The sequence below is a fragment of the Gemmatimonadota bacterium genome, assembly GCA_009838845.1.
In the GTDB taxonomy this organism is placed as follows: Bacteria; Latescibacterota; UBA2968; order UBA2968; family UBA2968; genus VXRD01.
Map to the genome: position 1 here is coordinate 14587 of VXRD01000066.1, position 16271 is coordinate 30857.

Genomic DNA, 16271 nt, shown 5'->3' on the forward strand with positions numbered 1-16271 from the left:
ATACTTATGAATATTCGCCATTGGACATATTTTCTTTTACTTTTCTGCTTTATCGGACATGCCGCCGCCGAAGACACGGACCTGGACGCCGTATATCTCAAAGCCCAGGCACTCGGACGAAAAACCCTGATCAGAGAAGCACTCAAAACACTGAACCATGCCGTGCCGAGTTCTGCGGACTCCACCCTGCTACTCGCCCGTATCGGCCATCTCTATCTCCGACTCCAACTGCCCGACAGCGCAGAAGCCGCATTTGTTCGCGCCCTGAAAAACGACCCGCACCAGGGAGAGAGCCACCTGGGAATGGGACGCGTACTTCTGGAATATCGCAACAAACTCAAACGCGCGACCTCCCACCTCGAAAAGGCGATACAGGCCGACTCCAACCGCGCTGAAAGCCACGAAGTCCTCGGCAGAATCTATCTGGCGCGCGGGAAAGAAAAAGACGCCCTGCAAGCGGCCAAAAAAGCACTGCAAATCAACCCCCGCTATGGTCCCGGCCACCTGCTGCTGGCGCGTCTTTATCGCAAAAAAGGCGACACCTCCCGGGCACTATCCCACTACAACACCTACCTGTCCCACGGCGCGCAAGACGAAACACCCGCACTTGAATTTGCCCTTGAATTCTTGACCGAAAAACGCTACAACATCGTGACCCAGATCGCCGCGCACATGGCCGATGCGCGAAGACTTCCGCTATTGGCGCAAGTGCTACTGGCCTCGCGGCGTTATGAAGACGCCCTATCCGTATTTCAAAAATATCTGGAAATGCTGTCGCCACAGGAAAAAGCAATCTATGAAGACATTTCCCTGATCGCCACCCCGGAAGAAATCGCATCGTATCGCGCGATCTCAGACGAAGATGTGGACGCCTTTCTGAACGCCTTCTGGATCCGCAAGGACCCCTTTGGCACAACCGGAGGAAGCCAGAGACGCGCAGAACACTACCGCCGCGTCTGGCATGCGCGAACCTTCTTCGGGCGTTACAAATACCCCTTTGACCAGCGGGGCGAAATCTATATCCGATACGGCGAACCGGACTACCGCTCCACCTGGCGTGAACCAAACGCCAGCATACCGATCCCCGTGCAACGCATACAGGAAAAACTGGCATTTCAACTCTATGGTCGCCCCGGCACAACCGCGACCTACACCGGACCCGTATTCCCCGTCCGCATTGCGCTTCGAAACGTCGAAAGCAACCTCCCCCTCGAAGAAGACGACGGCACCCTTGGCTTGCGCGGGTGGAAACCCGTCACAGCCGGAAACGATTTCTCCAGCGTACCCTGGGAAGTGTGGATCTATCCCGACATCAACCACGGGATAGAAGTCGTATTCACCGACGAAATGCACACGAATATCTTCGGCTATGCTCCCGTCCCAACCATCGACAGAGAAGACGCTTATGACGTCGCTTCCCGCGGGTCCCCACTCAGATTCCTCCGACTCATGAACGACTTCTCGCCCGCATCGCAAGTCGCAGCAGCAGCGGCCAAAAAACCCGAACGCTACGACACATCCGACCTCGATCCCCTCAATTTCTATTACGAGGCCCTGTCGTTCCGCGGGAAAAATGGCAAAACAGACCTCCAGATCAACATCGGCCTCCCAATAGACGAAGTGGCGATATCCACCGACCCGGACACCACAGTCGTAGTCGAACGCCGCATCGCCCTCGTAGATGATCAGAATCGCGAAGCAAAACGCCTGCGGGAAGACGTCGCCATACCCCTTCCCCCCGGACTCCGCGGAAAAAGCCTGATCGCCAGAGACCGCATCGACATCCCCCTATCCCCCGGCGAATACGACCTCGCCGTACAAATGTGGCGAATTCACACCAACCGCCTGGGCAATTATCGGGAAAAAGTCCGCCTGCACGACTTTTCCGGTGACAGCTTGATGCTCAGCGATCTACAAATCGCACAGCATATTGAAGAACCGACTTCCGTACCCCAGAACCAGATCGACACCTTGACTGCGCGCGACAAATGGCGCATCACAACATCGCCGTCCCGCACCTTTTTCCCAGGCACGCCAATCTTCGTCTATTTTGAAATTTACAACCTGACGCGAGACACCTTTGGGCAAACGCGCTACGAAGTCGCCTTTGCCGTAGCACCGGAAAAGGGCCGCGAACTCGCCTCGCAACCCAGAATAAGGCGAAGAGACGGGGAACTCATCACCGTACAATACGAACAAACGGGCCGCGAACTCTGGATCGCCGACTACGTCGAACTGGACATCGGCCGCGTTGAACCCGGGCGGTATCGCTTGCTCATGACAGTAAAAGACCTCAACAGCGCCCAGACCGCTACTCGGGAAGGCATATTCCGAATTAGTAAGAGGTAAGACGTAAAAGAGCCTGTCCCGTAGTGCTTTTATACGGGATAAGACGCCCCCCTACACCACCCCTCTGGATCGCGGCTCAACACCATACCGCGATGACGGCTTTGTTACTGAAGACCATCGCTTCTCACGTCTTACGTCTCACTTCTCACCCTCCTTTTATGACCGCACAACAAACATATCCAATCGCAGATTCGCCAGATCCTGCGAACAAAGGTGTTACAGTCCGATCGCTAATCTTTGGGCTTGTGCTGGTTGTTACAATCAACGCACTGGCAACAGTCGCGCGATATATCATGCACAGCTCCTTCATGGCCTACAGCCACATGCCCATGGGTAATCTGATGCTCACACTGCTGTGTTTGATTGTCTGCAGTGTGCTCGCGCGGTACTTTGGCAAACGCTTTGCCTTTTCCCCGAGCGAATGGCTCGCGATCTTTTCAATGGGCTTTATCTGTTCGCTCGGTCCCACCTATGGCGTAAGCGGATATCTGGTCGGCGTCATCGTAACCCCCTACTATTTTTCCTCGCCCGAAAACCGGTGGGCAGAGTTTTTACACCCGCACCTGCCCGAATGGATCATACCGTCCAATCGCGACGGCGCAATGAACTGGTTCTACGACGGCTTACCCGCTGGCGCGCCCGTACCCTGGTCTGTCTGGCTCGGTCCCCTCTTCTGGTGGTTCACCTTTGTATGTGCCATAGCACTCGCCTGTTTTTGTGCCTCGGTCATCATGCGCAAACAATGGGCGGAATACGAAAAACTGGTCTATCCCGCCATGGAACCCATCGTCGAACTGACCACACAGCCCGGCACGGGAAGGACCTATTTGCCCGAGTTTATGCAGGGACGAATGTTCTGGACTGGATTTGGCGTGGTGGGCGTGATATTCGTCTGGAACATCATCGCGTGGTTTCATCCCGCGCTGCCAAAATTTCCAACCGCCGCCGGCACCTGGGTGCCCATTGGCAGGAACTTTCCGCCGCAGTGGGTATTCATAAGCACCGTGGGAATATGCTTTTCGTATTTTGCGAGCCTGGAATTATTGTTCAGCATGTGGCTCTTTGATCTCATATTCATCGTAGAATCCGGCATCCTCGACCAACTGGGCATAACAGCCTTTAACCGCTACTACGCCTCCAAACGCTACCTCTGGCAAACAACGGGCGCATTTGTCGCCCTATCTCTGTGGTGGGTGTGGATAGCGCGGGCGCATCTGAAAGAGGCATTTCAAAAAGCGCTCCATCCAAAAAGCGAGCACATAGACGACAGCCGAGAACTCATATCCTATCGCGCAGCCTTCTGCTATCTCGCCGCTTCAGTCGCCTACGCACTGGTCTGGTTGTCCGCAGCGGGCATGGCGTGGAAAGTCCTCGCCATCCTGTTGCCATTCATGTTTTTGTCCTATGGTGCCGTATCGAAAATCCTGGCCGATTCCGGACTTATTTACGTCAAGGCCCCATCTACTGCCTGGACACTGACAACCGCGCTTATGGGCGGTGCCCGCGCCATTCCAGCGGCGTCTCATGCCATGATCTATCCGGCATCTGTCGCCATCGATCACTTCCGCGGATTTACCTTTTCCGTGGGCACGCACCTCAACCGCCTGTCCGACTTCATCACCGGCAACAAACGCCCCCTCTTCGGCGGCCTCTGCGTGGCTTTTGTGGTCGGCATCGTCTCATCCACTCTCTTTACAATCTGGCTGGGCTATCGCATTGGCGGATACAATTTCTCGCCAAACTGGCTCATCATTCGCGCGGGCATAGGCGGATATCAAAATTCCGTCAACGCGATCATATCGCCACAGCCGATGGAAGAGATCGACTACTGGTTCTTTCTCATCGGCGCATTTGCCATGTACGCACTGTTATTCCTGCGATACCAATTCACCTGGTGGCCCCTGCACCCCATTGGCCTCGCCCTATCGGGCACCGGACTCGCCCGCCTCACCAGCTTCACTATCTTTGTCGCCTGGCTCATCAAATTCACATTATTGCGCATTGGCGGAGCGCCCTTTTACCGCCGCTCAAAGCCGTTTTTCATCGGCATGCTCGTGGCCTATGTCCTGTCAACCGCCCTGGGCCTCGTCGTAGATGCAATCTGGTTCATGCCCCAGGGCCACACCGTTCACAAATGGTATTGAACGAAACTATTGCTGTATCTATATCCCGTCGAGATTTATTCCCTTGCTTTCAGATATGCGCTTGGCTAATTTATGTCATCTTGTCATCGTTTAATTTTACTTTATACACTTGTGGGCTTGTGAAGAGGGATAGATGTGTGGTATTTCCAAGAATATCAAAGTAAAAACGGTCGGCTTCCTGTCTCTGATTGGTATCAGAGATTATCTCCGAACAACAAATCGCGCCTTAAACGGTTTTTGCGTATTGTAAAACAACTTACTCAACCTCAAAGACCTTACTTTGACAAATTTCAAGCACTGCACGAAGCGCGTTGGCCCGGTGAACACCGCGTACCACACCGAATATTCTGTTACTTTCCATCGTTAAGACGAGTAATATTTTTGTGTGGTTTTACTCATAAAGACAACATATATAAACCACCAAACGCATATAAGACAGCGGTAACACGTCACTCCGAAATACAAAGAGGAGAAGCTCATGAACTTGAATTCAAGCTCTGAACTTTGGGAAGAACTGCAAGATAAGGAATATCGGGAAGGTTACGTCGAGGGACAGTTTGATATTGAAGTACCTTTCCAAATCCGAGCACTTCGGAGGGCGAGAGGGTGGACACAAGCGGATCTTGCAAAGTACAGTGGCATTCCCGAGAGCCATATAGCCGAATTGGAGGACCCTGATAGTGGCCCACCATCAGTACAAATATTGCACAAACTTTGTGCTGCATTTGATGTGGGACTACTCGTTCAATTTGTCTCATTCAGCGAGTTAGTTCGCCGAGAGTCAGAATTTGATCCAGAAACCTTTAACGTTGTAAGCTTTTCAGATGACAATATCAATACAGAGCCGCAAACTGCGGCTATATCTACAATGGTGCCATAGGGACGCACTCAAACCAGTAGCCGGGTTCTGAGGAATAATCTCAGACGTTGGTAAATAAGGCAGACTTGTTCGCACGGATCATCAAACCGCGACCTCGCCTGCCTTTTTTATAAAGGTTAGTAGCCTTAATTTTATTTGGAAGAAGTTGTCTTTTTATGTATGATAGCATTTGATTTTTGGATTGTACGATCTCTTTGAAAGGACCCTCCATGTATCGTCGCATCGGATGGTTGGCATTGATCGGGATTGCTGTATTTGGGTTTGGCGCGGTCATCACAGGACCCGATACGGTTGACCCATTGCTACGTAATGTGCTGGGATTGCAAACACCCGAACCCGTAGAACCAGCCCCAGTGCCGGGAGCCGAAGTCGTAGCTGATCGCGTAAAACGCAAAATCACAGAAGCAGAAGTGCGCGCATTAATGGCGACCTTTACCCAGTATAAATCCCGCGTACCCGGCTATCCAGGCCACGATGCCGCCGCGCAATTTATCGAACAACGCTTCCGAGCACTCGGCTTAAAAAATGTAGAAACAGAAACCTACGGCGTAACTTCACCTGTAGATGAAGGCAGCCAATTAACCATCGTCTCATCCGGCGAAGTCTTTCCGCTATCCGGATTATGGCCAAACCTGGTAAAAACCTCCACCTTACCACCGGGCGGCGTACGAACGCGCCTGATCGACGGAGGCGACGGCGAATTTAAAGCTTATGACGGCAAAGAAGTGGAAAACACCGTCGTCCTCCTGAACTTCAACACCTGGAACAAATGGCTCAACGCCGCAGTTCTCGGCGCAAAACAAATCATCTTCATCGCGCCAGATACCACATCCTATACACAGGCCGAAACAAAATTTTTGCAAGTACCCAACAGCGTAGAGCGATACTGGATCGACCGCGAAAACGGGGGAAAATTGCGCGCGCTCCTATCAGACCAGGGCGAAATAGAAGTACAACTCGAATCCCGGATGCCCTGGAAGAAAGACGACGTCGCCAACGTACTGGGCTGGGTTGAAGGATCGGACCCAAAAATGAGCAAAAAAATCGTCGTCATCAACGCCTACTACGACGCCATGTCTGTCGTACCCGCACAGGCACCCGGCGCTGAAATGGCGTGTGGCATCGTCGCACTCATGCGTCTGGCCGAATATTTTCAAGCACATCGCCCCAAATACACCGTCCTCTTCCTCGCATCGTCCGCACACCACCTGGGCTTCCGGGGCATCTGCGACTTTCTGAACCGGCACTCGCGCAAAGAAAAGCACTTTGCCGCACTCATGACCGAACCCATTGACATCGACCTGTTCATCGGGCTGGACCTCTCCAGCCAGACAGACGAAATGGGCGTATCGACCCAGACCGCCGGGTTTGGCGTCAACACCGCGGTCAATTATTTTTCCACGCGATTTTTTGCCACATTTAGCAAATCCTTTGTACGCTATGCAACCGCCATTGCCGAAGGCATGGGCGTGCCGTCAAAAGACGTCATGGTCGATGGGATCAATCCCAAAGGCGGCATGACCTGGGACATGTACATCCCCGGCGAAAATATCAAAAGCGACAGCGAAGTCGTACTCTATGCGGGCACCCCCGCACTCTCATTGTCAACCGTGAACGACGCGCGATTCAGGGTAGATACCCCTCTGGACCGGGCCGAGTATATAAACTACGCCAACCTGACCAAACAGATTCGCGTACTCGCAGGCATGCTGGATCTATCGTTCAACGACGGGGAATTTTTGCCCGATTACAAACTGGATCCCATCGACCGCATGCGCGGCCTCAAAGGATATGTACGCACATTTCCCCGGCGCAGTATCACACCCGATAAATCGCGACCAGGTGCAATAGCCGCCATGCGCATGGGCCTGGAAAAATCAATCAAAGGCGTGCGGCGCATTTACTACGACCTCGCAGATGAAAACGGCGAATACTATATCCCGGGCGTAGCAGAGCGCCGCGTACACGTGCGGGCGTACTATATCGACCCACACAGCGGCGAAATCACGTACGCGCCCAACCAGGGACGGCAGGGAAAAATCTACAGCGGCCATTTTAATATGAACTGGTGGATCACAAAGCAAACCGTCATCCTGTTCCCCTGCGTGGCAACCGATTTCTACGACACAGTCGATCCCCGGTATCTGAACACCTTATCCGACATCAGCGTCTATGGCGTGGGCAATACCGCACCGCAAGAATACGGTTATGACATCGGGTTCGGACCAGACGAACCCGTCGGCGTGGTCTATACATCCCCCGGAGAAAAAGTAAAAATAGCAATGCGCGCAGGCGCAATCGGCGTGCGCTATTTGCTACTCAACTCAAAAAGCGCGGATAACGAGTGGGATGCCCGGGGCGAGGGATTTCAAACCCTGTCATCGGGATCCTTAATCCGCACGCCCTATCAGGCGGCGCGAGATATGTGGATGTTGAACGAGTCGCGCATGCGAAAACTGCGCCAGTACTCAATTGAAAATCAGCGACTGGAAGTATTGCACGCGCAGGCCAAACAACATTTAGACGAAGCAGAAACCGCACTGCAAGAAAAACAATGGGATGCCTTTGTAAAACACACGCGCGCGGGCATGGGCATTGAATCGCGGGCATATCCAGACGTAAAAACAACGCAAAACGACGTCATCCGCGGCGTAATTTTCTTCATGCTCCTGGTCATCCCCTGTGCGTTTTTCCTCGAGCGGTTGCTCTTTACCTTTTCCGATATTCGCATGCAAATCGGCGGGATCGGCGCGGTCTTTGTCGTCATCTGGATATTCCTCTCACAGGTACACCCCGCATTTGACCTCTCCAATCCATTTGTAATCTTACTCGCTTTTGTCATCCTGGCACTGGCGATCTTTGTCATCTCGATTCTATCGGGCCGGTTCAACGAAAACATCCGGCGACTCCGCAGCGCCGAGGTATTATTGCACGAAACCGACGTGGGGCGAATCAGCGCATCCGTAGCGGCATTTCAACTGGGCATTGCCAACATGAAAAAGCGCAAAATGCGCACATGGCTAACATTTGCAACCCTGGTACTCCTCACCTTTACTGTGCTATCCTTTACCTCTATCAAATCGGCACTGGAATTTCACCAGCTTCACCGCGATGTGGAAGGCCCGTATCCCGGCATACTGATCAGAAGCAAATTCTGGGGACCACTGGAAGACACAGCTTATGATTATGCGCGGATAAATTTCAAAGACAGAGGCACCGTAACACCTCGAAGCTGGTATATTGCGACAAGAGAAGACAAAAAATCAAAAGCCGTGGTGCGTTATGGAGAGAAAAATTCTCGCGTCCAGGGGATCCTGGGACTGGCGCCAGAAGAAGCCCAGGTGACGCAGGTCGATACCCTGCTGCGGATCGGACGCTGGTTTCAACCGGGCGAGTCAGCCTGTATTTTGCCCGACCGAATAGCGAAGCTCCTGAATATCACAGAACAAGACGTCGGCAAAGCGCACATTCGCCTCTTTGGCAAGCAACTCACAGTAATTGGATTGATCAACTCTGAAAAAATGCGTCGATTTGTCGATCTGGATGAAGAACAGATAACGCCAGCAGATTTTCAAGTCACCGAAGACGAATTTATCACCGCCATGTCGCAGACCGAGACCCGCGAACGGCAGGGCCTGGAGCGTCCCGAAGTCGATACTGTGCCATTTGAGCATCTGGACCCCGATGATACGCTGATCGTATCCTATGCTCTGTTGCGCGATGTGGGCAGTCCACTGCAGTCCGTAGCCGTGCGATTTCAAGAAGAAGTGGATGTAGAAGCCGAGATCAAATCATTTTTGTCGCGGTTATCAGTCGTATTATTCGCCGGCATCCCAACAGCAGATGGCGGCATACGCGTCGCGGTTTACAGTTCCCTGGGCGATACGTCTATGCAAGGCATGGCCAATTTGTTCATCCCCATTCTGGTCGCCGCACTGATCGTACTCAATACCATGATGGGATCGGTGTACGAGCGCTTCCGCGAAATCGGCATCTATTCCTCCGTGGGATTAGCACCTGTACACATCGCCTTCTTATTTATCGCCGAAGCATGTGTTTACGCTGTTTTGGGAACTGTTGCCGGATATCTTTTGGGACAAAGCGTCGTCAAAATTTTACTGTGGCAAGATGCCCTGCAAGGGCTTACCGTGAACTATTCGGCGCTCTCGACCGTGACCTCCTCCATGCTGGTCATGCTGGTGGTTTTGCTATCGTCGCTCTATCCCGCGCGTCAGGCATCCATGATGGCTGTCCCCGACGTAACGCGCCGCTGGAAATTCCCCGAGCCTGAAGGTGACCGCTGGCATTTTGAATTTCCATTTACCGTAGGCGGCAAAGACGTATTTGGCCTTTCCGTATTTCTCGTCGATTATTTCCAGGCACATGCGGGTGAGAGCCTGGGCACATTTTACACCGATGGCGCGCGGTTTGGCGCGATTGAAACCGAAACCGGACAGGGACATACAATTGACACAACAATCTGGCTGGCACCTTATGATTTGGGCGTAAGCCAGCAGGTGCATTTTGAAGCTTTACCCACAGGTGAGCACAATATTTTTGCCATGGCATTGACCATAGATCGGCTCTCGGGCGATGCCTCGTCATGGCGGCGAGTCAACCAGAACTTTATGAACGCGCTGCGCAAACAATTCCTGATCTGGCGCACTGTGGCACCAGAAGATAAAGCGCAGTACACGGAAAAAGGACAGATGATGCTCGCCGGGGCTACAGTATAAGATGGAACTTTTTTTCTGAAAAAACGTTGACTTCTGAGATGATAAAGGGTATCTTTGCCCTTGTATAATGGGTATTTGTGCCCAAGTATTAAAGAATGTGTTGTTTTGTTTCCTGTACAATCGGCCTGAAAAGACGGTATGGCAAGAATCGAAACTTCTGGTTCTTGCCTTTTTTCGTTCTGATGTGCAATTTTCGATGTAGAAAGGTGGTGAAGTACGTTGGCAGAAGGAAGAGTTAAATGGTTTAACGACGCCAAAGGATTCGGCTTTATTGAGCAAGAAGGAGGCGAAGATGTTTTCGTCCATTTCTCTGCGATTCAAGCCGAAGGCTTTAAGTCTTTGTCTGAAGGTGACCTCGTTGAATTTGACATTACCCAGGGTCCTAAAGGGCTCCAGGCTGCGAATGTCACCAAGCAATAATCTGAAATAAATTCAGAATTAACCCAAAAGCACCATCTCGTTCTGAGATGGTGCTTTTTTTATACGCGCCTAATACAAAAATCCGAAAACCGTATCCAGTGATCGCCTTTCTCCGGACCATTATAGCACTGAATACTCACCTGATCATCGCCCGGAGGCGGAAGCTCACCCGAAGCCGCAGTCTGGAATGCGGTCTCACCCTCGGCGCGAAACTGCGCTTCCCAGGTACTGGCCGTAACAACAAGCCGCAAACGAACGCTCTGCGTCGGCATCGGCTGCTTCCCGGGAATAATGTACAGATCGCCATCAATGAGTTCCTTCACCTCTTTGAACACCGGTTCCCCATTGTGATACCACGTAATACCCGCCTGCTCGTATTGCTGCGTCGGCTGGCTGTGATTGGTAATCGTAACCTCAACCGCATACGCACCGTCATCGCGATCTGGCGCGGACCTGAGCAAAGCATTTTGCACCGTATCTTTCACACCGGGACGCACGCAAATCTCCAGACCCCCATCCCGAATCCGCCAATCATCGGGATGTTCCCGCAACCACGACCACCCGCTATCCAGCCCGCCGTCAAATGTATCCTGAAAAATGATTTGTCCATTGCTCATAATAAATCTCCTGTTCAGAATGATCAGATATACCCGCGCTCATGGTCGAGAAATTTCAGGCGTTCTTCAAGTATTTTTCTCACCCCTCAACTCACCACCCCGGACAAAGCCAAATTTCCTGTATTGGATTTGTCATCCCATTTATATTTATATTAAAAGCCGCGATGAGAATTGTATCCAACACAGGAACACCATGAAAAAACACCTTTTATGCTTCATTCTCCTGTTATTATTCGGTTGCCGACCACAAGTTGACGAACAAATCACAATCTGTTCTTTCAACATCAAATTCGTCGGTCTATACAAAAAGAAAAACAACGAAGCACTCGCCCAATTGGTCAAAAAATACGACATGGTCGTCGTCCAGGAACTCGTTGCCCCACCTGATAATGGCCGATACTGCGATGGGAAGCCCTATAGCGAAGACCCTGAAGCCGACGCCTTCTTCGATGCCATGAGCGCACAGGGCTTTGATTACTCCCTATCTTGTGAAGACACGGGAAGAGGCGAAAAAATCCACAAAGCCGGATCGAGCACCGAATGGTCCGTAGTCTTTTACAAACCCGACAAACTGAAAATTGCCCATGACCTGCCCAACGGATTCCTCGCAAAAGACCGCTCTGCCCATCCCGTATATCCCCGCGTGCCACACGCCCACGGCTTCCGCACCATAGATGGCAAAATGGATTTCGTCGTCATCAACGTCCATTTATCTCCCGGCCGAAACAAGAAAAAAGAACGCAAAGCCGAACTTTTGAGCATCGCCCAGTGGATCGACCGCCACGACGCACAGGAAGAGGACTTCTACATCGTAGGGGATATGAACATCGAAAACGCCGCAGAGCTTAAAGCAGTAACACCGCGGGGATTTGTATCGCTCAACGACGAATGCCGAAAAACGAACACAGCGGTCAAAAGCAGCAAACCCTATGACCACGTCATGTACCGCCCGGCCAGGTCAGACGAGATAGACGAGACATTTGATTTTCAAGTCATCAACCTCATCGACCAGATGCGCGGCACCTGGCAAGGCTCCGAAACCTATCCCGGCGACCCGTACAAAGGGAGCCTATTTGCACAGCACTACTCGGACCACCACCCCGTACTCTTCCGCCTGAACATCCCGAGCAAGGATGACGACTAACGTTGCCTGCCCTGATTAATCTCTCAGGCAAAAAAGAAACGGGTAGAGAATTACAATACGCTCTACCCGTTCTTTTTTATTTTTAAACGCAACAACCCGCTCATGCATCTTCCGACAGAGCCGGAACCCGGGACTCGAAAAAATCGGACGCGAGCATAATTTGATCTTGCTGGCGCACCACAAGCCCTTTGACGCGAGGCAGATAGTCATTGATCCATCGGGGATCGCTACGGACAGCCTGCCGCGCCTGATCAAAATGGGTATAATCGCGATACGCCCAGATGTGAACAACGCGATTTAATTTTCCAATATCGGTATAATACCACCCGGCAAGTTTGACGCCGTAGTCTTCGCGCAGAGGAAGTGCCACCTCGCGCACCGCATCCATATAGGCTTGCAAAGCACCGGGATTCAGGTCGTAGGTACGCATGTCGTAAATCATAGAAAATCTCCAAAAAGGGTGAGAAAGAAATCATTACATATAACACGAGAATTATTAGCATCATAATTTAGTAGAAATTCCCCACAAATACTCGGCTTTTTTGAACCGCTCCATATTTTTGTACCGGGATCCATTTTTTTCCCTCCAAATTTGACACCAAAAACGTTTGTAGCCCGTCTAAGTGTTCAATCAGAGTTAATACAAATCCCCATGAACACAACGACCGGGCCGAGATATCCCTTCACTCCAGCCCGGTCTTCGGGGGCGGCAAGGTAAATGGTATCCCTCCCTGCCGTCCCCTCATTTTTTTATAAAAAAGCCATGCAAAGGTAAAACAAAAGGCCGTAAGCGTTGCTCATCTGCACACCCGATCAAACTCGACGAAAAAAGTTCTGTTAGATAGGACTTTTTTTCTTGCTCTTTAAATATTTGTACATATACTTCAAAGACGATATTACGTCTTGTGGGACGATATAATGTCTTATGCAAAAGGTTTTTTATGATCAAATCACTTGACCACAAAGGCATCTGGCGAACGTATTCTATGACCGATGGCCTGACCGGGATGCGCATTGAACACATCGCCGAAGACAGCGAAGGTTATCTCTGGTTCGCCACAGGGGATAACGGTGTTAGTCGCTTCGATGGAGACGAGTTTCGAAATTTTACGCAACAGGACGGTCTTATTAATGATAGTATTTATTTTATTCAAAAGGACAGTCAGAATCGGTTGTGGTTTGGTACACGAAATGGGGTCTGCTGGTACGATGGAACAAATTTCCACCATTTGGAGAACGACGGGATTGCAGGCCGAGCAGTGCAGTTCATCTATGAAGACAGCGAAGAACGTATATGGTGTGGTGGTTCCCGTACTCTGGGATATTACGACGGTACTGTGTTTCACGACCTGATGCCGCTTTATCTACAGCACTACAAGCCGCTACCTTTTCGTAAACAGTGTCGGGGCATAGCCCAGGACTCGGAAGGTCATCTGTGGTTTGGCTTTAATTACCTCATCCGTTTCGATGGCACATCCTTTTACCGCTACGACGAGAAAGAGGGGTTTTCCGAACAGTGGATAAGCTATGCCGTGGGACAGGATGATACCAGTAAGGTGTGGTTTGGTCATCACAAAAGCGAAAACGGACTCTGGTGCTATGCCGATGGCTCCTTCCAGCCTGTTCAAGTCGATTTGGATAGTGACCTGCGCAAAATTCAGTGCGATCGGGAAGGGCGGATGTGGTGTAGCACTTCAGAAGGCGTGCTCTATCAAGACGGTGATGGGTTCAGCAAGTTTACGCCTGCCGATGGGTTGCCCCATCCCGCTGTCAAAGCCGTGTTCCATGATCGCGAGCATCAGTATTGGTTTGCCACCTGGGGTGGCGTCGGTCTTTACGATGCGCATAGTATCAGCATTTTCGACTTCAGTGCAAGGGTCTCTGAAAGCGTGAGTGAGGTCTCGCAGATCGTACAAGATAGTCGCGGTGATATATGGGTAGGGTCTGTGTCTCCTGTTTTTAAATATCAAAGCAATAGCGTCTTTCGCTTTGATGGAAAGGCCATTGACCTGATAGGCTCTGAGGATGATTTTGATATCAATAACTGTTTTGCCATCTACGAAGACCACGACGGGTATCTGTGGTTTGGGGGCATCAATGGCTTATTTCGCTACGATGGGCAGAAGATCGAAAAAATAGAAACAACCGCAGGTTCAAGCAGTATTTGTGCAATTGCCCAAGATGGGGAAGGGCAATTTCTTTTTGGTCATTGGGAAAAGAAAAAAGACAAAAGACAAAAAGATCTTTTTACCAGTCCATTGAGGCTCACTTATCAGCGAGGCGAAGAGTTTCAAACCATTTTTGTAAAAGATAAAAGTCAGGATCCTCGCAGCTACATCGGTACTGTGATTACCGGACGCAATGGCGAGGTTTATTTCTATCTTGCTCATCAACATTTCTCCGACAACAATAGGGGCTTCGCACGCTGGCAACTCGAAGATGACCTCAAATTTTACGGGGTTGAAGACGGGCTGATCGACGACAGGGTCAGTGACTTGCTATTAGACCGCCATGGCAACCTGTGGGTGGCTACTCAGGGCGGTCTTGCCTGTTTTGATGGTAGCACCTTCCAGACCTTCACGACTGAAGACGGTTTGCCGAGCAACCGCATCCACTGCTTGATTGAGGATTCGCAAGGCCACCTCTGGCTCGGCACAGACGGCGGCGTGGTTCACTACGATGGTCGGCTTTTTCAAACCATCAAATCACCGCATATAGGAGCGGTGCTCAAAATACTCGAAGACCGCGATGGCGCCTTCTACTTCGGTACAGCCCAAAACACTCTGGTGCGCTATCGCCAGCGACAGACCTCCCCCAGAGTTCGCCTGATTCAAGTTGTCGCCGATCAGGTCTATGAAAACCCTCAGAACATCATCGTATCTACCACAGATCAGCAGATGACTTTCGAGTACAAGGGCCTGAGTTTTTCCACACATCCCCGCGATATGCTCTACATCTATCGCCTGAAAGGCTATGATCTCGACTGGCAACCCCCCACTCGCAAGATGCGAGCCTATTACCGGGACTTGCCACCGGGAGACTACACCTTTCAGGTCAGGGCGATAGATCGCGACCTCAATTACTCAGAGATCGCACAGACGCAACTCTCTGTAGAGAGAGACCCGCGCATCAGTGCATTGACCTCCATAATCAACAGCACGGATGGCGTTGGCAAAGAATTCATCGGTGAAAGTGTTGCTCTTCACGCATTTCAAATCCAGCTTACAAAGGTGGCAGCTACTGATCTGTCGGTACTGTTTAAGGGCGAGACGGGTGTGGGCAAGGGATTGGCAGCGCGGGTGTTACACGCACTGAGTTCCAAGTGCGATGGTCCTTTTATGCAGGTCAACTGCGGTGCACTGCCAGCAACGTTGATCGATAGTGAACTCTTTGGTCACGAGAGAGGGGCGTTTACCAGTGCAGTTTCTCGCAAACTGGGCAAGGTAGAACTGGCAAAAGGCGGCACGCTCTTTTTGGACGAGATCGGCGACATGACTCTGGAAACGCAAGCCAGGATGTTGCGCTTGCTGGAAGAGGGCACTTATGAGCGCGTTGGAGGTAGCGAGACACTATCGATACAGGCACGGATTGTGGCAGCGACCAATCGCGACCTTGAAGAGATGGTAAGCGCAGGTACTTTCCGCGAGGATCTCTATTATCGCATCAATGCCTTTCCAATGTCTTTGCCGCCCCTGCGCGAGCGAAAGGAGGATATCCCGGACCTTGCCGAGCTTTTCAAGACTCGCATGGCGGCACATCTGGACAAGCAAATCGATCCTCTGGCGGTAGAGGTGATAGAAGTGCTGCAAGCCTACGATTGGCCAGGGAATGTACGAGAACTGGAACATACGATAAACCGCGCCGTCATCGTGTGTCAGGATTCTCAAATTGAAGTTGCGGACATCGGCCTGATAAGCAGTAGTACGCCTGTTTTTACCGACCGAGAAGTCGTGCCTTTGGCTGAAATTGAACGCCGCTATA

Annotated in this window: 9 protein-coding genes; 7 read left to right on the plus strand and 2 right to left on the minus strand. The window is 51.3% G+C overall.

From position 1 onward, the window contains the following. Positions 1-6 precede the first annotated feature (6 nt). The 5 genes from F4Y39_09045 to F4Y39_09065 all read left to right on the plus strand — a co-directional run bounded on the left by F4Y39_09045 (position 7) and on the right by F4Y39_09065 (position 10529). A complete protein-coding gene (locus tag F4Y39_09045) occupies positions 7-2349 on the plus strand; it encodes a GWxTD domain-containing protein (GenBank protein ID MYC13854.1) in 2343 nt (780 codons plus the stop codon). 158 nt (positions 2350-2507) lie between these two features. Beyond that, on the plus strand, positions 2508-4493 hold the full coding sequence (locus F4Y39_09050) for a hypothetical protein (GenBank protein MYC13855.1): 1986 nt from the start codon (positions 2508-2510) through the stop codon (positions 4491-4493). 478 nt (positions 4494-4971) lie between these two features. Beyond that, positions 4972-5373: a helix-turn-helix transcriptional regulator gene (locus F4Y39_09055; GenBank protein MYC13856.1), complete on the plus strand. Its 402-nt coding sequence runs from the start codon at positions 4972-4974 to the stop codon at positions 5371-5373. 209 nt (positions 5374-5582) lie between these two features. Further along, positions 5583-10109 carry an FtsX-like permease family protein gene (locus F4Y39_09060; GenBank protein ID MYC13857.1) on the plus strand — a complete coding sequence of 1509 codons (4527 nt, stop codon included), beginning with the start codon at positions 5583-5585 and terminating at the stop codon, positions 10107-10109. Between the two features lie 219 nt (positions 10110-10328). Then, positions 10329-10529, plus strand: a complete 201-nt coding sequence (locus F4Y39_09065; protein ID MYC13858.1) for a cold-shock protein — start codon at positions 10329-10331, stop codon at positions 10527-10529. Between the two features lie 59 nt (positions 10530-10588). Here F4Y39_09065 and F4Y39_09070 read toward each other — a convergent pair whose 3' ends face one another. Continuing rightward, complete coding sequence (locus tag F4Y39_09070; protein ID MYC13859.1) at positions 10589-11146, minus strand: hypothetical protein; 558 nt, start codon at positions 11144-11146, stop codon at positions 10589-10591. A 193-nt stretch (positions 11147-11339) separates the two neighbouring features. Here F4Y39_09070 and F4Y39_09075 point away from each other — a divergent pair, with 193 nt between their 5' ends. Then, entirely contained in the window at positions 11340-12290 is a 951-nt protein-coding gene (locus tag F4Y39_09075) for a hypothetical protein (protein MYC13860.1), read from the plus strand. A 100-nt stretch (positions 12291-12390) separates the two neighbouring features. Here F4Y39_09075 and F4Y39_09080 read toward each other — a convergent pair whose 3' ends face one another. Continuing rightward, positions 12391-12732 (minus strand): NIPSNAP family protein, encoded by a 342-nt coding sequence (locus tag F4Y39_09080; protein ID MYC13861.1) that lies wholly within the window; start codon positions 12730-12732, stop codon positions 12391-12393. 499 nt (positions 12733-13231) lie between these two features. On the opposite strand from F4Y39_09080, the gene F4Y39_09085 reads away from it, so the two are divergent. Next, positions 13232-16271 (plus strand): AAA domain-containing protein (locus tag F4Y39_09085; GenBank protein MYC13862.1); only part of this gene is annotated, 3040 nt, incomplete at its 3' end.